Source organism: Xanthomonas euvesicatoria (assembly GCF_013112235.1).
In the GTDB taxonomy this organism is placed as follows: Bacteria; Pseudomonadota; Gammaproteobacteria; order Xanthomonadales; family Xanthomonadaceae; genus Xanthomonas; species Xanthomonas euvesicatoria.
In genome coordinates, this window is sequence record NZ_JABFFS010000001.1 from 1,877,885 (window position 1) to 1,899,239 (window position 21,355).

General features: G+C 65.5%; 21 protein-coding genes. 12 read left to right on the forward strand and 9 right to left on the reverse strand.

What is annotated here, in order from left to right:
* Positions 1–11 precede the first annotated feature (11 nt).
* Entirely contained in the window at positions 12–926 is a 915-nt protein-coding gene (gene hemC / locus HLH45_RS07980; RefSeq protein ID WP_008574345.1) for a hydroxymethylbilane synthase, read from the forward strand.
* Between the two features lie 190 nt (positions 927–1,116).
* Here the strand turns inward: hemC and HLH45_RS07985 are convergent, their stop codons facing one another.
* Positions 1,117–1,917: a DUF481 domain-containing protein gene (locus HLH45_RS07985; protein WP_008574344.1), complete on the reverse strand. Its 801-nt coding sequence runs from the start codon at positions 1,915–1,917 to the stop codon at positions 1,117–1,119.
* Positions 1,918–2,487: 570 nt separating this feature from the next.
* Between HLH45_RS07985 and HLH45_RS07990 the strand changes: the two genes are divergently transcribed.
* Positions 2,488–3,453 (forward strand): helix-turn-helix transcriptional regulator, encoded by a 966-nt coding sequence (locus HLH45_RS07990; RefSeq protein WP_005916857.1) that lies wholly within the window; start codon positions 2,488–2,490, stop codon positions 3,451–3,453.
* Positions 3,454–3,610: 157 nt separating this feature from the next.
* Here HLH45_RS07990 and HLH45_RS07995 read toward each other — a convergent pair whose 3' ends face one another.
* From HLH45_RS07995 to HLH45_RS08005, 3 genes are all read right to left on the reverse strand, one after another.
* A complete protein-coding gene (locus HLH45_RS07995) occupies positions 3,611–3,889 on the reverse strand; it encodes a hypothetical protein (RefSeq protein WP_008574343.1) in 279 nt (92 codons plus the stop codon).
* Positions 3,890–3,976: 87 nt separating this feature from the next.
* A complete protein-coding gene (locus HLH45_RS08000; protein ID WP_008574342.1) occupies positions 3,977–4,318 on the reverse strand; it encodes a VOC family protein in 342 nt (113 codons plus the stop codon).
* Positions 4,319–4,350: 32 nt separating this feature from the next.
* On the reverse strand, positions 4,351–4,920 hold the full coding sequence (locus tag HLH45_RS08005; RefSeq protein WP_008574341.1) for a lipocalin family protein: 570 nt from the start codon (positions 4,918–4,920) through the stop codon (positions 4,351–4,353).
* 365 nt (positions 4,921–5,285) lie between these two features.
* On the opposite strand from HLH45_RS08005, the gene HLH45_RS08010 reads away from it, so the two are divergent.
* Both HLH45_RS08010 and HLH45_RS08015 read left to right on the forward strand, forming a co-directional pair.
* Positions 5,286–5,597: a hypothetical protein gene (locus tag HLH45_RS08010; RefSeq protein WP_014089304.1), complete on the forward strand. Its 312-nt coding sequence runs from the start codon at positions 5,286–5,288 to the stop codon at positions 5,595–5,597.
* 67 nt (positions 5,598–5,664) lie between these two features.
* Positions 5,665–7,758 (forward strand): prolyl oligopeptidase family serine peptidase, encoded by a 2,094-nt coding sequence (locus tag HLH45_RS08015; protein WP_008577312.1) that lies wholly within the window; start codon positions 5,665–5,667, stop codon positions 7,756–7,758.
* Positions 7,759–8,001: 243 nt separating this feature from the next.
* On the opposite strand, the gene HLH45_RS08020 is transcribed toward HLH45_RS08015, so the two are convergent.
* On the reverse strand, positions 8,002–9,186 hold the full coding sequence (locus tag HLH45_RS08020; protein ID WP_008577311.1) for a pyridoxal phosphate-dependent aminotransferase: 1,185 nt from the start codon (positions 9,184–9,186) through the stop codon (positions 8,002–8,004).
* Between the two features lie 144 nt (positions 9,187–9,330).
* Here HLH45_RS08020 and HLH45_RS08025 point away from each other — a divergent pair, with 144 nt between their 5' ends.
* The 8 genes from HLH45_RS08025 (at position 9,331) to hslU (ending at position 17,306) form a co-directional block, all read left to right on the forward strand.
* A complete protein-coding gene (locus tag HLH45_RS08025) occupies positions 9,331–11,403 on the forward strand; it encodes a S9 family peptidase (RefSeq protein WP_008571696.1) in 2,073 nt (690 codons plus the stop codon).
* Between the two features lie 367 nt (positions 11,404–11,770).
* Positions 11,771–12,169, forward strand: a complete 399-nt coding sequence (locus HLH45_RS08030; RefSeq protein ID WP_008571697.1) for a YbaN family protein — start codon at positions 11,771–11,773, stop codon at positions 12,167–12,169.
* Positions 12,170–12,225: 56 nt separating this feature from the next.
* Positions 12,226–12,480 (forward strand): LPS translocon maturation chaperone LptM, encoded by a 255-nt coding sequence (lptM, locus tag HLH45_RS08035; RefSeq protein ID WP_008571698.1) that lies wholly within the window; start codon positions 12,226–12,228, stop codon positions 12,478–12,480.
* Positions 12,470–13,324, forward strand: coding sequence for a diaminopimelate epimerase (gene dapF, locus HLH45_RS08040; protein ID WP_008571699.1), 855 nt, complete (start codon positions 12,470–12,472; stop codon positions 13,322–13,324). Before lptM ends, dapF begins: the two co-directional genes overlap by 11 nt.
* Entirely contained in the window at positions 13,321–13,992 is a 672-nt protein-coding gene (locus HLH45_RS08045; protein ID WP_008571700.1) for a DUF484 family protein, read from the forward strand. Before dapF ends, HLH45_RS08045 begins: the two co-directional genes overlap by 4 nt.
* A 180-nt stretch (positions 13,993–14,172) precedes the next feature.
* Positions 14,173–15,090 carry a tyrosine recombinase XerC gene (gene xerC, locus HLH45_RS08050; protein WP_008571702.1) on the forward strand — a complete coding sequence of 306 codons (918 nt, stop codon included), beginning with the start codon at positions 14,173–14,175 and terminating at the stop codon, positions 15,088–15,090.
* A gap of 196 nt (positions 15,091–15,286) precedes the next feature.
* On the forward strand, positions 15,287–15,838 hold the full coding sequence (hslV, locus tag HLH45_RS08055) for an ATP-dependent protease subunit HslV (RefSeq protein WP_005997221.1): 552 nt from the start codon (positions 15,287–15,289) through the stop codon (positions 15,836–15,838).
* A 100-nt stretch (positions 15,839–15,938) separates the two neighbouring features.
* A complete protein-coding gene (hslU, locus tag HLH45_RS08060) occupies positions 15,939–17,306 on the forward strand; it encodes an ATP-dependent protease ATPase subunit HslU (protein ID WP_008571704.1) in 1,368 nt (455 codons plus the stop codon).
* Between the two features lie 202 nt (positions 17,307–17,508).
* Here hslU and HLH45_RS08065 read toward each other — a convergent pair whose 3' ends face one another.
* From HLH45_RS08065 to HLH45_RS08080, 4 genes are all read right to left on the reverse strand, one after another.
* The gene (locus HLH45_RS08065) at positions 17,509–17,964 is read right to left on the reverse strand and encodes a nucleoside deaminase (protein ID WP_008571705.1); all 456 of its coding nucleotides are present in this window, start codon (positions 17,962–17,964) and stop codon (positions 17,509–17,511) included.
* Complete coding sequence (locus HLH45_RS08070; RefSeq protein WP_008577306.1) at positions 17,961–18,461, reverse strand: GNAT family N-acetyltransferase; 501 nt, start codon at positions 18,459–18,461, stop codon at positions 17,961–17,963. Before HLH45_RS08070 ends, HLH45_RS08065 begins: the two co-directional genes overlap by 4 nt.
* Before the next feature lie 113 nt (positions 18,462–18,574).
* Positions 18,575–19,663, reverse strand: coding sequence for an HlyD family secretion protein (locus HLH45_RS08075; protein ID WP_008577304.1), 1,089 nt, complete (start codon positions 19,661–19,663; stop codon positions 18,575–18,577).
* Entirely contained in the window at positions 19,660–21,312 is a 1,653-nt protein-coding gene (locus HLH45_RS08080; protein WP_008577302.1) for an MFS transporter, read from the reverse strand. The genes HLH45_RS08075 and HLH45_RS08080 overlap by 4 nt, the downstream gene beginning before the upstream one ends.
* Between the last annotated feature and the right edge of the window lie 43 nt (positions 21,313–21,355).

Here is a 21,355-nt window from a genome sequence, read left to right on the forward strand (position 1 = left end):
ATAATGCCGGCATGACCACGCTCCGTATCGCCACCCGCAAAAGCCCGCTTGCCCTCTGGCAGAGCGAACATGTCGCCGCCGCGCTGCGTCAGCACCATCCCGGCCTGGAGGTGGTGCTGGTGCCGATGAGCACCCGCGGCGACGAAGTGCTGGACCGGTCGCTCGCCGCCATTGGCGGCAAGGGCCTGTTCCTGAAGGAACTGGAGCTGGCGATGTTGCGCGGCGAAGCCGATTGCGCGGTGCATTCGCTCAAGGACGTGCCGATGGAACTGGACGCCCCGTTCGTACTGCCGGCCATCCTGGAACGCGGCGACCCGGCCGATGCGCTGGTGTCCAATCTCTACGCCAGCCTGCAGGCGCTGCCGCTGGGCGCGCGCGTGGGTACCTCCTCGTTGCGTCGCCAGGCCCAGTTGCGTGCCGCGCGCCCGGATCTGGAATTGATCGACCTGCGCGGCAACGTCAACACGCGGCTGGCCAAGCTCGACAATGGCGGCTACGACGCCATCGTGCTGGCCTGCGCCGGCCTGCAGCGGCTTGGGCTGGAAGCACGCATCAGCGCGCGGCTGGACGCGCCGGAATGGTTGCCGGCACCTGCGCAGGGCGCGGTGGCGGTGGAATGCCGTGGCGACGATGCACGCATCCACAGTCTGCTGGCGGTGCTGGATGCTGGCCGCACGCGTGCCTGCGTAGAAGCCGAGCGCGCCATGAACCGCGCCCTGCACGGTAGCTGCCATGTGCCGGTAGCCGCCTTCGCGCGCTGGGAAGGGCAGGGCCTGTTCCTGCAGGGCATGGTGGGCAGCGCCAGCGACGGCCGCCTGATCCACGCCGATGCGCACGGCAGCGCCGAAGATACCGAAGCGCTTGGCCGCCGCGTTGCGCAAGGGCTGTTCGACAAGGGCGCCGCGCAGCTGCTGGCCGAGCTGTAACGCGCTGTCGCGTCAACGTGTAACGCGACCGACATCGACGCCGGCGCCCAAGCGCAAGCTCCAGACCTAGCCGCTACACACGCAATGCCGCCCCCACGCAGCGCCCGCTCTTCGTAGGAGCGGCACTGGCGCGAGAGGCTTTATCGGGAACGCCCTCGCGGCCAGGTCCGCTCCTACCGTTCGCGGTTGTTTACTTGAACGTGTAGACCAGATTGACCGTGGTCAGCGTATCGGTCTTCTTGTCGCCGTCGCTGACGTCGCTGTTGTGACGCATCTGCCACGCCGCCTTCAACGCAAAGTGCGAGTTCATGCTGACCTGCACGCCGAAGTCGTTTTGCGCATAGGTGTTGTACTCGCCCGATTCCACCAGCAGCGTGTTGATCAGATCGGTGTTGTCGGTGACGGTGTACTTGAGGTCGAACAGGCCGCGGCCGATCAACCCGGTTTCGTTACGGTCTTCGTCGCTGTTGTGCGCGCGGCGCACACCCGGGCCCACCTGCGCATCCAGGTAGAAGCGGTCGGCGTCGATCAGGCGCGTGCCATAGCCGATACCGAAGGTGGCCAGACGGTCGTAGGTGGCGAAGTCGTCGTGTTCGTAGCGGCCGGTGGCCGTGAGCTGGCGGTGTTCGCCCAGCTGCAGTGCGCTGCCGACGCTGCCGGTGTAACGCTCGGCGGTGGTCTGGCGCTCGCGCGTGGTGCTGCCGTCGTCGTTGGTGTTGGTGTATTCCGAACTCGAGCGCAACGCGGTGGCATCCAGGCTATGGATCCAGTCACCGTCGGTGTAGCGCAGGCGCACGCGGCCGTTGAGGCTGTCGGTGGTGCTGTTGCCATGCGCCGCTGCGTAGCCGAGCTCGCCGCTGCTGCCGCTCCACGGCGACGGCAGCACCACGGCGGCCGGGTCTGCCGGCGCCGGTGCGACTGCCTGGGCCCAGACGGAGGGCGTGATCAACAACAGCGGCAACAGGGCAGACAACGGGACACGGCGGGACATGGGCAGCTCGCTTTGGAAGGCGGGAGAGGGGTGGAAGCGATTTCATGATAACGGACTGTGCGGTGACGTCATCGCCAAGTGAATATCCGCTTCATTGCCGGTTGGGACGCCGAAGGCGGCATGGACCGGAGCGGCCCTGCAGACGGGTGCGGCGATGAAAGGCGATTTTTGAAGCGGTCGGCGATGTGGTCGCAGTGGCTGGAGCGACCTGCGAGGTCGTTGTCAGGGGAATGAATGGTGGTTCGGGGCGAATGCCGGGCGTGAACCGCAGCGACCTGCGCGGGTGCGCGTGCGCATGGCAGGCGGCCTGGCGATGTCATCAGGACTTCTGGCCAGCCAAGTGGCAGGAGCCTGAGCGGCCCGCGCGGGTCGCGTGTCAGCGCTACCGGCGATGCCTGCCAACCCGGGGCCTGCGCGACCGCGCGCACGACCCCGGCACGCAGTGGCTGTGCGACCGACCCAACAGACCAGGCCGCTGCATCGCACATCCTCCGGGCGCTTGCCGCTGGCTGCCAGCCGTCACATCGCGATGCTCACCCCGCCGCGCAAAGACTCGGACATAATCGACGCATGGACCGCTACGAACGCATCAACTCCCTGCATCGCTTGCTCAAATCGGCACGCTACCCGGTCACGGTGGCGCGGCTGCAGGATGAGCTGAGCTGTTCCCGCGCGACTGTCTACCGCGATCTGGCGTTTCTGCGCGACGCGCTGATGGCACCGGTGGAAGGCGACGGCGAATCGGGCTTTCGCTATCTCTCCGGCGAAAGCGACCGCTTCGAATTGCCCGGCCTGTGGCTGAGTTCGGAAGAACTGCACGCACTACTGGCCTCGCAACAGCTGCTCGCGCGCACCGGCGGCGGCGTGTTGTCTTCGATGCTGGCACCGCTGCAGCAGCGCATCGAAGGACTGCTGGCTGCCCAGGCCGGCGTCTCGCAGTGGCCAGTGGATCGGGTGCGGGTCATTCCACATCGCGGCCGCAAGCTGGACGAAGCCAGCTTCCGCACCGTGGCCTCCGGCGTGCTGGAGCGCAAGCAGCTGAGCTTCGACTACCGTGCGCGTTCCACCGACGAATCGACCAAGCGGACGGTGTCGCCACAGCGCATTACCCATTACCGCGACAACTGGTATCTGGACGCGTGGGATCACGGTCGCGACGGCGTGCGCAGCTTTGCGGTGGACCGCATCAACCACGCGCGTCTGCTCGATGCGGCGCCGCGCGATGTGCCCGACAGCGAACTGGACGAGCAGCTTGCCGCCAGCTACGGCATTTTTTCCGGGGCGCCCAAGGGGTGGGCGACCATCGTGTTCAGCTCCAAGGCCGCGCGCTGGGTTGCCGACGAACATTGGCATTCCAAGCAGCAGGGCCGCTTTCTGCCCGATGGCCGCTACGAGCTCAAGTTGCCCTACAGCAACTCGCGCGAACTGCTGATGGACGTGCTGCACTACGGCTCGGACGCAGAAATTGTCGAGCCCATGTCGCTGCGCGAGCAGGCCAAGGCGTTGTTGTCGCTGGCGCTGAGCAATTACGACTGAGCGTGGTAGACAGTTGACGCATACGGCAGGGCCGCAGTTGCGGCAGGCACGTGCACGCGTCTGGAAGCTGCATCAGCCCTGGTAGGCGCAGATGCGATCAATGGCGCCCAAGGCCTGAAGTGGCCGAGGTGCGAAGCGGATTCGGCCTTATGACGTCTCAGGCCCCATCTTGCACCGCGAGCATCTGCTGCGGCTGCAAGCCCAGGCAGTGGAAGTCAACCAAATCCTCACCCTGATGCCACTGCTGCTCTACCCAGGCCTGTCCCCACCGATCCACCTCGTAAACCTCGAACGTTTCGCCGAGCATCGAGAGAAGCCGGTCTCTTTCCAGTTGCGGCAGGTGGCAGACAGTGGACTGACGGAGATGCGTGACCTGGACGCGCGTACCGACCCGAACGACCAGGCCGATGCTGTCAGTTGTGGTTTGCTCCGGCATGGAGCCTGATACCTGGGTTAGCCGAGCCGCGACGCGGCGTCGGCTTGGACGAATTGCCAGGCCGCGCGACAGGCTCGATCACAGGAGCTAGCGCTGCCACAGGCCGTGATCGTTTCCGCCGAGCAGGTAGATGGCACATCGACCCCGGCCGGGAAGTTCCATCGGTGGGACTGCGACCGTGCCGCCTGCCTCCATGATGGCCGAAACAGCCGACTCGATGTCTTCGACGAGCCAGTAGGGGCGAACAACGGGCCGTTCCGAGTCGCGCAGAGGTGCGCGAACACCGACGAGGCCGCCGCCGGCCAGGTGTGCGGTGCGGGCGTTACCCAGCTCGGGTACCGGCTCGCCGAATTCGGCGCCCTGCACCGCGTAGGCGGCGCAGACCTCCTCCGTGTTGCAGGTAACGATCTCCAGGTACTGAACCTTCATGCCACACCTCCAACGGATGACGTCCGATCGCGCTAGCGCTTGTTCGGCACTTCAAAGCCTAGGCGGTCCACCTGTTCGCGCAGCTGCGGTACCCGCTTGAGTTTGTCGGTATAGATGGAATAGTCGTCGCGCATCTTGTTGACCAGCATGCGGTACTGGTCGCGGCTCATGTCCGGCTTGCGCGAGAAGATCCAGGCCAGGTCGCGGCCCGGGTAGGAGATCAGCATCCACGAGCCGTCGGGGGCGATCTCCAGGATGCGCTGCTTGGCCGGGATGACCTTGTAGAACCAGACGCGCCAGTCGCGGTTGCCGCTGTCGGCATCCACCGAGGCGCGCGCATTGACTTGCTTTTCCGGTTCGCCGAACCCGTCGCGGTACAGATAGCGCACCGCCACCTTGCCGTCTTCGACCAGGGTGTATTCGTCGCGGCTGGTGACGTGGCCACGCTCGACCGCGTTGGGCATGCGCGCAATCACGTACCAGGTGCCCATGATCTTGGACAAGTCGATTGCCGGCTCCGTGGCGGACGTGTCCTTGGCGTGTGCCACGGGCAGGCCGAGGACGAGCAGAACAGCGAGGGCGATCGTAACGGTCAGGCGCATCGCAACATCACAAAGAGGCAGTCGGAGCAGCACACTACCGCATGCAGGGGGCAAGTTCGCGTCAACGGTCGGGTCTGGCATCGGCAGCCGGGCAATCCGCGGCAGACGCCGGGCGGCTGGGGCCGGCTGGCGGGCGCCGATCAGGCGCTGGCACCGCGACCGACCGGCTGGCTGCGCCGCGCGGCGTCGGTCCGGTGCCGCGCGCCGACGTTGCAGGGGGCCGCAGCATTCGTGGAGGCCGGTGACGCGCCTGGGCAGGCCCCAATCGCGCCCCGCAGGATGCCCGCGTCAAGGTCGCAGCTTGTGAGATGGGCTGCGGCAATCCTGCGCGCCTGTTGTGATCCTTCCTGCCACGGAGTGCCGCCATGTCGCATCGTCCTGCTTCCCGTTCCGAACGTCCCGACCCGCGCGTGCTGCGCCCGGTGCGGCAGATCGCCCTGGCCGGGCTGGCCCTGGTGCTGGTCTGGCCGGCCGCGCGAGGTAGCAGCGAGTGGATCGGCTGGTTGCCGCTGTGGCTGGTCGGCATGCCGATGCTGGCGTGGTGGAGCCTGCACCGGTTTGCCCTGCCTTCGTTGGCAACGCGTGGCGCGCGCCGGGTTGCGCCCCGGCGGCGTGGCCCGCAGGCCCAGCGCCGGCGCAGCGCTTCGCGTACGGCGACACAGGCGCGCGCAGCCTGACCTTCGGCAGGGTTGGCCGGCGGGGCGCTGTGCTACGTTCCGGGCATTCGTGTTTCCGGAAACATTCATGTCCAAGTTCGCCTCGATCTGCCTGGTTGCCGGCCTGATCACCGCTGGCGCCGTCTCTGCAGAGGAACCCCCCGTGTCCAACGATCCCTACGCCTGGCTGGAAGATGTCACCGGCGCCAAGCCGCTGGACTGGGTCAAGACCCAGAACGCCAAGACCGAGGCGCGGCTGGCCAGCACGCCGGCGTTCAAGCAGATGGAAACCAGCATCCGCGAAGTGCTGGATTCGGACGCCAAGATTCCCGGCGTGCAGAAGATCGGCGCGTTCTACTACAACTTCTGGAAGGACAAGCAGCACGAGCGCGGCCTGTGGCGGCGTACCACGCTGGACGAGTACCGCAAGGCTTCGCCCAAGTGGGAAACGGTGCTGGACCTGGATGCGCTCAACAAGGCCGAAGGCGAAAACTGGGTGTGGCACGGTGCCGACTGCCTGCGCCCGGACTACCAGCGCTGCCTGATCGCGTTGTCGCGCGGCGGTGCCGATGCCGATGTCACGCGCGAGTTCGACCTGGGCAGCAAGCAATGGGTCAAGGACGGTTTCTTCCGCCCCGAGTCCAAGGGCGGGCTGGGCTGGATCGACCGGGACACCGTCTACGTGTTCACCGATTTCGGCGCCGGCAGCATGACCAGCTCCGGCTACCCGCGCATCGCCAAGCAGTGGAAGCGCGGCACGCCACTGACTGCCGCGACCGTGGTGTACGAAGGCAAGCCGACCGATATGTACATCGCGGCTATGCATGACGACACGCCCGGTTTCGAGCGCGATTTCGTCAGCCGCACGCTGGCCTTCTACAACGACGAGCTGTATCTCAAGGGCGCCGACGGCAAGCTGGTCAAGGTGGACGTGCCCAATTCGGCCAGCAAGTCGGTCAAGCGCCAGTGGCTGACGCTGGAACTGCGCGAGCCGTGGACGGTGGGTGGCAAGACCTACAAACCCGGCACCTTGCTGGCCACGCGTTTCGACGATTTCATGGCCGGCAAGCGCAACTTCGATGTGTTGTTCGAACCCACCGACACCACCTCGCTGGCCGGCATGGCGTGGACCAAGTCGCACCTGGTGTTGAACGTGCTGGAAGACGTCAAGAACCGTCTGAGCGTGATCACGCCTTCGCGCGATGGCTGGAAAAAGAGCGCGTTCGTCGGTGCGCCGAGCTTCGGCACGGTGGATGTCGGCGCGGTGGATAGCGACGACAGCGACGCGCTGTGGCTCACCGTCACCGATTACCTGACCCCCACCACCTTGTCGTGGGTGGAGGTGGGCTCTGCGCCGCAGCCGCTCAAGACCATGCCGGCGTTCTTCGATGCCGGCAAGGACACCATCGAGCAGCACTTCGCCACCAGCAAGGACGGCACCCGCGTGCCGTATTTCCTGGTACGCCCGAAGACCTTGAAGCTCGACGGCAGCGCGCCGACCCTGCTGTACGGCTACGGCGGTTTCGAGATTTCGATGACGCCCAATTACTCCGGTGGCCTGGGGCGCGCGTGGCTGGAGAAGGGCGGCGTCTACGTGGTGGCCAATATCCGCGGCGGTGGCGAATACGGCCCGCGCTGGCACCAGGCCGCGCTCAAGCAGAACCGCCACAAGGCGTATGAAGATATGGCCGCGGTGGCCAAGGATCTGGTGGCGCGCAAGATCACCTCGACCAAGCATCTGGGCGTGCAGGGCGGCAGCAATGGCGGCCTGATGACCGGCAACATGCTCACCCAGTATCCGGAGCTGTTCGGTGCGGTGGTGGTGCAGGTGCCGCTGCTGGACATGAAGCGCTACAGCCACCTGCTGGCCGGCGCCTCGTGGATGGCCGAATACGGCAACCCGGACACCGACGACTGGAAGTTCATCCAGACCTTCTCGCCGTACCACCTGTTCGATGCGAAGAAGACCTATCCGCCGGTGATCTTCCTGACCTCCACGCGCGACGATCGCGTGCACCCCGGCCACGCGCGCAAGATGGCCGCCAAGATGATCGAGGCCGGCAAGGACGTGACCTATTACGAGAACATCGAAGGTGGCCACGGCGGTGCGGCCAACAACGCGCAGGCCGCGCATATGGCCGCGCTGGCGTACAGCTTCCTGTGGGAGCGGTTGGCCGACTGAGGCGCCGTCCACATGCGGCATGATGCGTCGCGCGACACGAGGCCGCTGGCAGTTTGCAGCGGCCTCGTGTCGTCAGAGGGTTTTGTCGTGGGTCAACATGCCCGAGCGTGCGCGATGTTGGCCTTGCCGATGGCGTTGGCGGTCAGCGGGTGCGCAGTGGAGCACGCGCGTGCTACGCAATGCGCAAGGCGTCGGCGCCTTACGCAAAACGTCCGTGCAGCGCACTGCGGGTCACGCAGCCTGCTACAACCGCTTCAACCCACGCGCAATCCGCTCCACCGCCTGCTGCAGACGCGGCAGGCTTTGCGTGTAGGCAATGCGGACGTGCTGGTTGGCGCGGTAGTGGCCGAAGTCGATGCCGGGCGTAAACGCAACATGTTCGGTTTCCAGAAAATGCGCGCAAAACGCCTGCGCATCATCTGAAAATCCGCTGATGTCGGCATACAAGTAAAACGCGCCTTGCGGTTCGACTGCGATCTCGAAGCCCAGCGCACGCAAGACAGGCAGCAGGTAATCGCGACGCTGCTGAAACTCACCGCGGCGCGCTTCGAAGATGGCGATGCTCTCGGGCGTGAAGCAGGCCAGTGCGGCGTGCTGGGCAATTGTCGAGGCACTGATGTAGAGATTCTGCGCAAGCTTTTCCAATTCCGGCACCGCGTCGGGCGGTGCGATCAGCCAGCCCAGCCGCCAGCCGGTCATGCCGAAGTACTTGGAAAAACTGTTCAGCACGAACGCGCCATCGTCCACCTCCAGCACGCTGTGCGCGTCCAGGCCGTAGGTCAGGCCGTGATAGATCTCGTCGACCACCAGATGGCCACCGCGCGCATGCAGCGCCTGCGAAAGCGCAGCCAGTTGCGTGCGCGACAGCACGCTGCCGGTGGGATTTGCCGGTGAGGCCACCAGGGCGCCCACGCTGTCGGCGTTCCAGGCGCTCTCCACCAGCGCAGGGGTCAATTGATAATCGCTGTCCGGGCCGACCGGGACCAATTGCGCGGCGCCTTCGACCAGGCGCAGAAAATGCCGGTTGCACGGGTAGCCCGGGTCGGCGAGCAACCAATGCTTGCCCGGATCCACCAGCAGGCTGCTGGCCAGCAGCAATGCGCCAGACCCCCCGGGTGTCACCAGAATCCGCTCCGGATCGAGGTTGCAGGCGTAGCGTTGCGCATAGAAGCCGGCAATCGCCTCGCGCAGCGCCGGCAGCCCGCGTGCGGCGGTGTAGCGGGTGTGGCCGGCTGCCAATGCCGCCTGGCCGGCAGCGACGATCGGCGCGGCAGTGGTGAAGTCGGGCTCGCCGATTTCCAGGTGGATCACGTCGTGGCCGGCCTGCTCGAGCGCATTGGCGCGCGCCAGCAGCGACATGACATGAAACGGGGCGATGTCCTGGCTGCGACGGCTATAGCCGCCTGCGTACGGAAGTGTGGAATCCATTGGCTCGATGATAGACCAGCATGACCCAGGACACATGGCGCCCGACAAGGGGCTCTTCCACACTCCGGTGCCGGGATGGCATTGCGTTCATCCAATGGACCCCAATCTGATGAAGCCGTCCTCACTCTTCTGATCGCCAGCCTGATGACCACATCCCCTGCCTTCGCCGCCCTTCCGTCGCCGCCAGACGCCGCCAAGCACCCGCATGTGGTCAAGGCGCCGTTCGGTGCGACCCGCAACGACGACTATTACTGGTTGCGCGACGACAAGCGCGAAGACAAGGCGGTGCTGGCGTATCTCGACGCCGAGAATGCCTACACCGACAAGGTGATGACACCGCTGAAACCGTTGGAGGAAGCGCTGTACACCGAGATCGTCGGGCGCATCAAGCAGGACGATGCCAGCGTGCCGTATCGCGAGCGCGGCTATTGGTATTACACGCGGTTCGAAACCGGCAAGGATTACCCGATCCAGGCGCGTCGCAAGGGCAGCATGGAGGCGCCGGAACAGATCCTGCTCGACGTCAACCAGATGGCGCAGGGCAAGGGCTACTTCAGCGTGGGCGATGCCGCAGTGAGCCAGGACAACCGCATCCTCGCCTGGGCCGACGATGCCGTTGGCCGCCGTCAATACACCATCCGCTTCAAGAACCTGGACACCGGCGAACTCTATCCGGACACCGTGGAAGGCGTCTCGGCCAATGTGGTGTGGGCCGACGACAACAAGACGCTGTTCTATGTCGAAAACGACCCGGAAACGCTGCTCACCGTGCGCGTGAAAAAGCATGTGCTCGGCACGCCGTCCAAAGACGATGTGCTGGTGTACGAAGAGAAGGACGACAGCTTCTACATGGGCATCGGCCGCACGCGCGACGACAAGTACATCACCATCGCGGTGGAAAGCACGGTTTCTTCGGAAACCCGCTATGCGCTGGCCGCCAAGCCGGACACCTTCACGGTGCTGGCCAAGCGCGAGCGCGATGTGGAATACCACGCCGAGCATTTCGATGGCCGCTGGGTGATTCGCACCAATGCCGATGACGCCAGGAACTTCAAGCTGGTCACTGCGCCCACCGATGCGACCACGCGCACGCAGTGGACCGACTGGGTGGCGCACGACGACAACGTCTACATCGAAGACTTCGAATTGTTCGATGGATTCACCGCCATCGAAGAGCGTTCGGGCGGACTGGAGCGTGTGCGCTTGCTCATGCGCGATGGTAGCCATGAATACGTCAAGGCCGATGAACCGGCGTATTCGATGGGTCTATCTGTCAACGCCGAGCCGGATACCGTCTGGCTGCGTTATAGCTACACCTCGCTGACCACGCCGGCGACCACCTACGAGCTCAACACCCAGACCGGCGAGCGCCGGTTGCTCAAGCAGCAACCGGTGATCGGCTACGACGCCAGCAAGTACGTGACCGAACGCGTGTGGGTGACGGCACGCGACGGGGTCAAGGTGCCGGTGTCGCTGGTGTACAAAAAGGGCTTCAAGAAGGATGGCAGCGCGGCGCTGTTTCAGTATGCGTACGGCAGTTACGGCATGTCGATGGACCCGGCATTCAATCTGCCGGCGATCAGCCTGCTGGACCGCGGTGTGGTGTATGCCATCGCGCACATCCGCGGCGGCCAGGAAATGGGGCGCCAGTGGTACGACGACGGCAAGCTGCTGCACAAGCAAAACACCTTCAATGACTTTATCGATGTCACCCGCGGTCTGGTCGCGCTAGGTTACGCCGCCAAGGACCGGGTTGCCGCATCCGGTGGGAGCGCGGGCGGTCTGCTGATGGGCGCGGTGGCCAATATGGCGCCGCAGGACTATCGCGTGATGGTCGCGCAGGTGCCGTTCGTCGATGTGGTCACCACCATGCTCGACGCCAGCATTCCGCTCACCACCAACGAATACGACGAGTGGGGCAACCCGGAAACCCAGGACGATTACCAGTACATGCTGTCGTACTCGCCGTACGACAACGTGCGCAAGCAGGCGTACCCGGCGCTGTTCGTGGGCACCGGCCTGTGGGATTCGCAGGTGCAGTACTGGGAGCCGGCCAAGTGGGTGGCCAAGCTGCGTGACGACAACACCGGCACCCAGCCGATCGTGTTCCGCACCAATATGGAAGCCGGGCATGGCGGCAAATCCGGACGCTTCCGCCGCTACCGCGAGCTGGCCGAATCGTATGCGTTCGTACTGGATCAGTTGGGCGTGAAGTAGCTGGACGGGCGGGATTGGGGAGTCGGGAGTCGGGATTCGTTACAGCGGATGGCTTGGGCGGGAGCTGGCTGCTCGCTGGGATGCGAGCGGCTTGCGCGTCTTCCATCTTCCGCCTCACCGCCTTCGTTTTTCCTTATCGGCGTGGTGCGTTCGCTGCCTCGCCCTGCAGCGAGCCGGGCATCGCAGTCAGGCGTCGCTGCGGCCGGGGCTGCGTATCTGACCGCAGCGCGGTGGGGCGACGCGGCAGATCTGGCGGCCAGCGCGCGCTGCACGCCGCCCGCTGCGCAGAGCGCGCCCTTCTGCAGCGATAGAATCATCGCTGCAGGGCCGACTCACCAAACCGCAGCGCTGGCCGTATCATTTGCGCATGACGCGACCGACTCGATTCCGCTGGGCCTGGTGGTTGCTGGCCTACGCCAGCCTGGTTACCGGCATCGTCGGGATCTTCGTCCCGGGGCTGCCGACGACGGTCTTCATCCTGATCTCTGCCTGGGCGGCCTCGCATGGCTCCGAGCGCCTGCACAACTGGCTGCTGTCGCATCCGCGCTTCGGCCCGGCGATCGTGGAATGGCAGACCTACCGGGCAGTCAGCCGCAAGGCCAAGTGGATGGCGACGCTGACCATGACGGTCTGCGCCGCGATCATGCTGTGGTGCGTGCCGGTGTTCTGGGTCAAGTACCTGTCGATCGGCAGCATGGCCGTGGTGGCGATCTGGCTGTGGTTGCGCCCCGAGCCACCGCCGCGCCCGCTGCCGGGTGCGCACTGAACGCGGCGCGCCTGCCAGCGCACGGCCATAACGGCGTTCTGGCTATACTTCGGCCCATGAGCATCATGTCCCGACCGTCTGTTCGTCTCGCACTGGTTGGTGCGACCTTTCTCCTGCTTGCCGCTTGCGGCAACAAGGGCCCACTGGTGATGCCGCAGAAGCCGGTGCCGGTGGAAGCCCAGCCGGTGCCGCAGCCGGCGGATGCGTCGCAACCGCTGGACGAGTCCACGCCTGCGCCTGCGCCGGTGGATGGCGATACCAAGCCCGCATCCACCACCGACCAGCCCGCTAGCAGCGGCAATGAGCGCTGACGGTCGCAGCGGGCGTCTGCGTTTCACCAAAATGCATGGCGCCGGCAACGACTTCGTGGTGCTGGACCTGCGCGACGGTACGCCGCCACCGGATGCCGCACTGGCGGCGCAGCTGGCCGACCGCCACTTCGGGGTGGGCTGCGATCAGATCCTGACCATCGAGGCACCGCGCAGCCAAGGTGCCGTGGCGGCCTACGGCATCTGGAATTCCGATGGCTCGCCCGCCCGCCAATGCGGCAACGGCGCACGCTGTGTCGCCGCGTGGCTGGTGCGCGACGGCACGGCCCAGGGCGAGCGCTTCATCATCGACAGCCCAATGTCCGCGCACGCGGTCGAGCGCCTCGACGGCGACCGCTACGCGGTGGCGATGGGTGTCCCGCAGTTCGAGCCCGCCCAGATTCCGCTGGCCGGGTTTGCACATGCGCGCGACGAATATGCGCTGCCGGTGCACGGCGAGACCGTGCGCTTTGGCGCGGTGTCGATGGGCAACCCGCACGCGGTGGTCGAAGTCGGTCGCGTCGATGCAGCACCGGTGGAACGCGTAGGCGCGCTGCTGCAGCAGAACGCGGCGTTTCCCGATTCGGTCAATGTGGGTTTCGTGCAGGTGGTCGACCCCGCGCATGTGCGCTTGCGCGTGTTCGAGCGCGGGGTGGGCGAAACGCTGGCCTGTGGGAGTGGCGCCTGTGCGGCCGCGGTGGTGTTGATGCAACGCGGCCGTGTCGAGCGCGATGTGCAGGTGTCCTTGCCCGGTGGCGAGTTACGCATTCGTTGGCCCGGCGACCAGGAGCAGGTGGTCATGTCCGGCCCGGCGGTGTTCGTCTTCGATGGAGAATGGAACCGATGAGCGAGAACACGGACAAATTCGGCGCGCACGAAGTGGCCACCTGGTTGCGACGTCACCCGACCTTCCTCAAGCAGTTCCCGGATCTGGCGGTGAGCTTGCTGGTGCCGCGCGACGACGGCCCCACCGCTTCGTTGGCCACCTACCAGTTGGAAGTGCTACGCGACAAGAACCGCGAACTCTCGCGCCGCCTGCACGAGCTCGGCAGCAACGCGCAGGAAAACGAGCGGCTGTCAGTGCGCACGCATCAACTCACGCTTGCGTTGATGCGCCAGACCAGCGCGGCCGACACGCTCAAGGCGATGGCCGCCTCGCTGGCGGAAGATTTCAACGGCGAACTGGTGCGGCTGGTGTTGCTAAAGCCCGTCGATGCGCTGGATGCGGACTGGCTGCAGACCATCGCAATCGACGATGCACGGCTGGCGCCGTTCCGCGATTGCCTCAACGATGGCGAGCCCATCTGCGGCCGCCTGCAAGCTGAAAAACACACGCTGCTTTACGGCGCACAAGCGGGGCAGGTGCACTCCACCGCGTTGCTGCCGCTGCCGGGCATCGGCCTGATCGCGGTGGGGAGCAGCGATGCCAACCGGTTCTATCCCGGCATGGGCACGCTCTTCCTGCGCATGATGGGCGAATCGTTGAGCGTGGCGTTGCAGCGCTTCGACGTGTGAGGCCCATGGCTGCGCACACAGGCGTTGGCGACATGGGGCGCTGGTGGTGGCGCTGCTTCTGCAGCAGGGAGAGTGAGGTGTTGGCAGTCGAGTCTCTGCGTTGTCTGCACCTGCAGGGCGCGCGCGTCGCGCGCGTGTTGCAGATGACGGCAGTCACCCCGCGCAATCGGGAGCGCTGAGGTGTCATCGGTCGACGAGTTCCTGACGTACCTGCAGGTCGAGCGGCAAGTATCGGCGCACACGCTGGACGCGTATCGGCGCGACCTTGCAGCCCTGGTCGTCTGGGCGGCCGAGCAGGCGACCGAAGCTGGCGTGCAGGACGCTGCAGTGCCTGGCGAGACTGCACAGCTCGACAGCGCGCACTTGCGGCAATTCGTTGCGGCAGAGCATCGACGCGGGCTGTCGGCAAAGAGCCTGCAGCGCCGCCTGTCGGCATGCCGCAGTTATTACGCCTGGTTGCTCAAGCATGGCCGCATTTCGGCCAGCCCGGCGGCGGCGCTGCGTGCGCCCAAGGCGCCGCGCAAGTTGCCGCAGGTGCTGGACGCCGACGAAGCCGTGCGTCTGGTGGAAGTGCCGACCGATGCGCCACTTGGCCTGCGCGACCGCGCGCTGCTGGAAGTGTTCTACTCGTCCGGGCTGCGCCTGAGCGAGTTGTGCGCGTTGCGCTGGCGCGACCTGGACCTGGACAGCGGCCTGGTGATGGTGCTCGGCAAAGGCAGCAAGCAGCGCCTGGTGCCGGTGGGCTCGCACGCGATCGCCGCCTTGCGCGAGTGGCGACGCGACAGTGGTGCAAGCGCCGACAGCCATGTCTTCCCTGGCCGTGCCGGCGGTGCGATTTCGCAACGTGCAGTGCAGATCCGCATCAAGCAGCTGGCCGTGCGCCAGGGCATGTTCAAGGACGTGCACCCGCATATGCTGCGCCACAGCTTCGCCAGCCATATCCTGGAATCGTCCGGCGATCTGCGCGGCGTGCAGGAGTTGCTGGGCCATTCGGACATCGCCACCACCCAGATCTACACGCATCTGGATTTCCAGCACTTGGCCAAGGTCTACGATGCCGCGCATCCGCGTGCCAGGCGCAAGAAAGCTGCAGAGTGAGCGCCAAGCTGTAAGCGGCCGGCAGCCGGCGTCATCGATTCGTGCGGTTCATTGCCGCAGGTCGGTCTGCATGTCGCGTGCAACCGTGTTGCTGTCTCGCAAGTGAGCGCCGCCATCCCTGCCTGCGGCGACTGGTCGCGGCGTGCTTGAACCCGGCAGGGGCGTCCCCACCTCCTTGGAAACCCTCGGAGGATCCATGGACCCTAGCCAGAACCCCAATATCGTTCACGCCACCACCATCATTTCGGTTCGACGTGGTGGGCATGTCGCCGTCGCCGGCGATGGCCAGGTCACCCTTGGCCATACGGTCATGAAGGGCAATGCACGCAAGGTGCGTCGGCTGGGGCGCGAGGGCCAGGTGCTGGCCGGTTTCGCCGGTGCGGCAGCCGATGCGTTCACCTTGTTCGAATTGTTCGAAGCCAAGCTCGACAAGCACGGCCAGCTGACGCGCGCTGCAGTGGAACTGGCCAAGGATTGGCGCACCGAGCGCCGGCTGGGCAAGCTCGAAGCGCTGCTGGCCGTGGCCGACAAGGAAACTTCGCTGATCATCAGCGGCACCGGCGATGTGATCGAACCGGAAGACGGCATCATCGCCATCGGTTCTGGCGGCTCGTACGCCTTGTCGGCCGCACGCGCGCTGCTGGCGCACACCGAGCTGGATGCCAAGACCATCGCCACCGAAGCGATCAATATTGCCGGCGATATCTGCATCTATACCAATCGCAACGTGGTGGTCGAAGAGCTGTGATTCGGGATTCGGGATTGGGGATTCGCAAAAGCGCTCCTTTCCCTCCGCCCGGATATCCATCGATCGTTCCCATTCCGCTTTTACGAATCTCAAATCCCTAATGCCAAATCCCGATACCGCCACCATGACTCCGCGCGAAATCGTGCAGGAGCTCGACCGTCATATCGTTGGCCAGCACGATGCCAAGCGCGCGGTTGCCATCGCGCTGCGTAACCGCTGGCGCCGCATGCAGTTGCCGGAAGAACTGCGCAACGAAGTGATGCCCAAGAACATCCTGATGATCGGCCCCACTGGCGTGGGCAAGACCGAGATTGCGCGGCGCCTGGCGACGTTGGCCAATGCGCCCTTCGTTAAGGTCGAAGCCACGCGCTTTACCGAAGTGGGGTATGTGGGCAAGGATGTGGAGCAGATCATCCGCGACCTGGCCGATACGTCCGTCAAGCTGTATCGCGAGCAGGCCAAGGTGCGCGTGCGCAACCAGGCCGAAGAGCGTGCCGAAGACCGCATCCTGGACGCATTGCTGCCACGTCGCGCGGCCGGGATTGGGTTTGATCCGGAAGCGGCGCGCAACGAGCCCTCGTCGCAGGACAACGAAACCCGCATCAAGTTCCGTCGCATGCTGCGCAACGGCGAGCTGGACGAGCGCGAGATCGAACTGGAAGTGGCGGTGAACGCCAGCATGGACATCATGACCCCGCCGGGCATGGAGGAAATGGGCCAGCAATTGCGGCAGATGTTCTCCAATCTGGGCAGCGGCAAGTCGCAGAAGCGCAAGCTCACCATCAAGGCGGCGCGCCCGCTGTTGATCGAGGAAGAAGCCGGCAAGCTGGTCAACGAAGACGACGTGCGCACTGCGGCCATCGAGGCGTGCGAGCAGCATGGCATCGTGTTCATCGATGAGATCGACAAGGTGGCCAAGCGCGGCGAAGCCGGCTCCAGCGGCGGCGATGTCAGCCGCGAAGGCGTGCAGCGCGATCTGTTGCCGCTGGTGGAAGGCTCCAACGTGTCCACCAAGTACGGCACGGTCAAGACCGACCACATCCTGTTCATTGCATCCGGCGCGTTTCATCTGGCCAAGCCCAGCGATCTGATTCCGGAGCTGCAGGGCCGCTTCCCGATCCGCGTGGAACTGACCGCGCTGACCAAGGCCGATTTCGTGCGCATCCTCACCGAGCCCAAGGCCGCCTTGATCAAGCAGTACGAGGCCTTGCTGCAGACCGAAGGCGTGGCATTGACGTTCGCACCCGACGCGGTGGATCGGCTTGCCGAGATTGCCGCGCAGGTCAACGAGCGCCAGGAGAATATCGGCGCCCGTCGCCTGCACACGGTGTTGGAGCGTCTGCTGGATGTGTTGAGCTATGAAGCGCCCGATCGCGATGGGCAGAGCGTGACCGTGGACGCCGCCTATGTGGATGCGCAGCTGGGTGAGCTGGTACAGGATCCGGACCTGAGTCGCTACATCCTCTGATGGTGCTGCACGGCGACGTGCGAACGGTTTTAGAAAAGACCCGCCATTGGCGGGTCTTTTTGTTTGCAGAAGGCACTGCTGACAAGCCAGGTCTTGGCGCAGATCGGCACTGCGATGCAAGCCAAACAGCAGCGCCACTGCGCAGTGGCATTGCCTGTCATCTGTCACCGCGCACGGCTACGCACCTGCAGTGGCGCTGACGTCAATCCTCGCCAATATCTTCGTTCCACACATCCGGGTTGGCGGAAATATAGCCGCCAAGCAGGTCGATGCATTCCTGGCTCTGCAGATCGATCACGTTGACGCCGTGCTCGCGCAACCACGCGATGCCGCCCTGGAACGTGACCGATTCCCCGACCACCACCGTGCCGATGTTGAACTGGCGTACCAGCCCGCTGCAGTACCAGCACGGCGCCAACGTGGTGACCATGATGGTGTCCTTGTAGCGGCGCTGGCGGCCGGCCTTGCGAAATGCGTCGGTCTCGCCGTGTACCGAGGGGTCGTTTTCCTGCACGCGGCGGTTATGGCCGCAGCCGAGCAGGCGCCCGTCGTTGTGGTATAGCGCCGCGCCGATCGGGATGCCGCCTTCGGCCAGGCCCTGGCGTGCTTCGGTGATGGCGGTGTCCAGCAACGCGCGGTAGTCGGGGGTGGTGATCATGCGAACTCCAAAGGGGCCGCGCCGGCAGGGCGCAGCATGTCGAGATGGGGAATGCCATCTTCCAGGTACGGTGCGGAAGCAGGTGCAAACCCGTGCGCCGCGTAGAACGATTGCAGGTGCGCCTGCGCACCGAGCTGGATCGCGTGACCCGGCCACTGCGTGTGCACCAACCGGATGCCTTCGCCTAACAGCGCATGCGCCAGTCCAGTGCCACGAAATGCAGCGGCGACGACCACGCGGCCGATGCTCGGTTCGGAATAACTCAAGCCCGGCGGCAGCACGCGCAGGTAAGCCGCCAACGCGGCGTCATTGGCGGTGCCCAGCAGATGCAGCACCGCCGGATCGGTATCTTTGCCATCCAGTTCCGGATAGGCGCATTGCTGCTCCACCACGAACACATCCGTGCGCAGCCGCAGCAGCGCATACAGCTGCGTGGTGTTCAGTTGCGCAAACCGCAGGTGCTGCCAGTGCAGGGCAGGAAGGGGCATGGTGGGCATCACTGCATGATAGCGGCAGTGCCGCCGTTGAGCTGCGACGTCATGCCGGTGTGGGGTACTGGCTGCCTGACCTGCGCCGACACTGGTGCCCACGCGCGGATACCGGTTTGTGCCTAGTCGACTGCGCTGTCGGTATCGACGGCCACCACCACCGACATGCCCGGCCGCAGCCGCGGCGCCAACGGCTGGTCCGGATCGACGCTGATGCGCAGCGGAATGCGTTGGGCAATCTTGACGAAGTTGCCGGTGGCGTTATCGGCCGGCAGCACGCTGAATTCGGAGCCGGCAGCCGGCGAAATGTCCTGTACGCGGCCATGCAGGCGCGCGTTGTCCAGCGCATCCACGGTGAAGCTGGCGCGCTGGCCGATGCGGATCCTGGCCATCTGGGTTTCCTTGAAATTGGCCACGATCCACAGCGTGTCCGGCACCAGCGACATCAGCTGCGTGCCGTTGGTGACGTAGGCGCCCTGGCGCACGCCAAGCTGGCCGAGCTGGCCGTCGCGCGGGGCCAGGATGCGCGTGTTGTCCAGGTTGATCTGTGCCAGCTGCACGGTGGCCTGTGCATTGGCGAGCGCGGCTTCCAACGCGGCGCGGTTGACGGTCACGCTGCGGGCGTTTTCTTCGGCAGCCTGCACTGCGGCACGTGCCTGCGCCACGCCGGCATCGGCTTGCGCGCGCGCGGCAAATGCGGTGTCGCGGTCCTGCTCGGAGACCAGTTGCTGGCTGGCCAGCTGCTGCGTCCGTGCATAGGCCGAATGGGTGCGCTCGCGTTGTGCCTGGTTGCTGCTCAGCGCCGCGCGTTGCTCGGCGATCGTGGCTTCGGCGCTGTGGCGTTGTTGATCCCAGTTGGCGAGGTTGGCCTGGGCGGTCTGCACTTGCGCCTTGGCCTGTTCGAGTTGCTGGGCATAGATGCGATCGTCGATGCGTGCCAGCAACTGGCCGCGCTTGACGTGCGCAAAGTCCTGCACCGGTACCTGCGTGACATAGCCGCTCACCTGCGGCGCAATCACCGTGATCTGACCGTGCACCATCGCATTTTCGGTGCGTTCGATCGCACTGACGAACGGCGGCAGGCGCCAGGCATACAGCACCAGCGCCACGCCGATCAGGGCAAGCCCGCCGAAGCCGATGACCCCGGCCAGACGACGACGCCGACGACGTTGCCGGTCGGCAGGCGGGGAGGAATCTGCTGGTGTCTTCATGGGCGCGCAGTGGGAGCAGGAGGAGGAGGGGGCGATACCGAGGGGCGCAGATAGCGGCGCCACAGCAGCACGGACAGGATCCACACGCCGGTGGCGATGGCGATGCAGCCGATCAACAGGAACACGTCGTTGTACGCCAGCACATTGGCCTCGCGCGTGGCGACCGTGCCCAGCGTGCGCACGCCTTGGGCCTGACGCAGTGCCGGGTCGCCGATGCTGCGGCCATACAGGCTTGCATAGGCCTGTACGCGCGCGGCCACCTGCGGGTCGGTCAGCGCCAGATGTTCCACCAATTGGCTGGAATGGTATTTCTCGCGCACCACCTGCACGGTGCCGAGCAGGGCGCTGCCGAGCAGGCCGCCCATGTTCTGCGCCATGCCGAACAGCACGATGAAACTGATCAGGTTGCCCGGCTGCGCGATCACCCGGCCGATGCCGGCCACCATCGCCGGGCCGATGAAGAACGTGCTGCCGAAGGCGAGCAGGAACTGGCTCACATACATCTGTTCGGGGCGGGTGAGGCTGGTGGCATCGGCATCCATGAAGCAGCCCACACAGATGGCCGCCACCGCGATGATCAGATGTTCGGCAACCCGCGCCGGGTTGATCAGCCACGCGCTGGCCGCCACGCCGACCACCGCGCCCAGCAGCATCAGCGCAAACAGGGTCTGCAGTTGCGTGTTGGCCAGGCCCAGCGTCTGGAAGAAGCCGATGGCGCCGGTGCTTTGTTCCGACAGCACCAGGCGGATCAACAGGATCGCCAGCCCCAGCCGCAACATGTCCGCACTGGCCAGCCAGCGCGTGTTGATCATCGGATTACGGCGGTTGTGTTCGATCCAGGCCGCCGTGCACAGCAGCACGATGGACGCGGCCAGCACCACGCCCAGCCACGGCGTGCTGGTCCACCACAGCAGGCGCCCGAGCGAGAGCACCGCGGCCAGGCCGGCGGCGCCGGCGGCGAACAGGCTGAAGGTGAGGAAATCCAGCGGCTCGAACACGCGATACCGGTCGCTTGGCGGTAACTTGAGCGCCAGCACGCAGGCCAGCGCGAACACCGCCAGCCCGCACTCGAACAGGTACAGGCCTTGCCACTCGCCAAATTCCAGCAGGTCGGTGGAAAACACCCGCGCCAGCGGCAACGCCAGCTGGGTCATGCCCAGGCCCAGCACCACGGCCTTGAGCCGATATTTGCTCGGGAACGCCTGGATCACGTAATACAGACCCAGCGAGCTGAGCGCCGCGCCCACCAGCCCATGCGCGGCACGCACGGTGATCGCCGAGCTCAGGCTGTGCACGAACAGGTGCGCGAAGGCGATGAGCGCGTACAGCGCCAGGAAGATTTCGGTGAACCGGCGCAACCCGAACTGCTGGCGAAACTTCACCAGCAGCAGGTTCGCCGACATGTTGGTCATCACATAGGCGGCCGGCAGCCACGCCATTTCGGTGGCATAGGCGCCCAGCGTGCCTTGCAGGTAGGTGAGGTTGGCAGTGACCAGGGCGTTGCTCAGTCCTCCGGTGAGCGCCACCACCACGCCCACCAGGCCGTACTGAATACGCCGCCGGATAGGGTGCAGGGGGGTGGAGGCCGACCCCGGCAGGGTGGGCCGCTCGTGGGGCTGCCAGTCGCGCTGGACGTACTTGTCGCGCACTGAGTGCTCGCAGGGCCGGTCGCAGGTGAAAACGCGATTGTGG